Genomic DNA, 634 nt, shown 5'->3' on the forward strand with positions numbered 1-634 from the left:
GAACTGGACAAGGCCGGCTGAGCCGACCGCCCTCTCCTCTCCGCGACAGCAGCAAACGTTACTTCACCGTCGCTTTGGCCTTGCTGATGAAAAATCCATGGCCGTTCGTGGCGGTGCAGGTCAGTCCCTTGGTTGACGACTGGCACGAGAACGGCCCGGCGCTCCAGCTGTTGCCGTAGCCAAGCTTGTCGACATCGCTGCAGCAGCCCTGCTCGCCCGGGTTTTTGATCAGAGTGGCTGGCCCCTTCGGACCCAGGATAATCGTGACGTAGCTCGGCTCGACGCGCGAGCAACTCAGCTCCGGGCCGCCATCCTTTGGCTCATAGGTGCCGGTGCCGCCTTTGGCCGTGTAGATGCAGCCGATGTTGCCGGACGGCGTGTTGAACTCGATCTGGCCTTCGGCGCTGGCCGGGATGCTCTGCGCGCCGGCATGCGCCAACGGTACGAGGGGCAGCCAGGCGAAGAGGGACAGGATTGCGGCCGCGCGTGCAAGCATTGGGAGCTTCCTTGTTGGAGAACCGGACATGCATGAGTGTCGACGATGGCGGGCAAGGTTCAATCCCAGGTGGATGAATTGTCAAACGCAGTCCCTCAGCTGACCGGACAAGACGGAACGCGCCGCTCGATCGATTCT

At 62.6% G+C, this 634-nt stretch carries 1 protein-coding gene; it reads right to left on the reverse strand.

Features of this window, described 5'->3' with window-relative positions; all coding sequences use genetic code 11:
• Nucleotides 1-58 precede the first annotated feature (58 nt).
• Nucleotides 59-496, reverse strand: a complete 438-nt coding sequence (locus tag EN939_RS36955; RefSeq protein WP_127272122.1) for a hypothetical protein — start codon at nucleotides 494-496, stop codon at nucleotides 59-61.
• Between the last annotated feature and the right edge of the window lie 138 nt (nucleotides 497-634).

This window comes from Mesorhizobium sp. M7A.F.Ca.CA.002.05.1.1 (assembly GCF_003998335.1).
Taxonomy (GTDB): domain Bacteria; phylum Pseudomonadota; class Alphaproteobacteria; order Rhizobiales; family Rhizobiaceae; genus Mesorhizobium.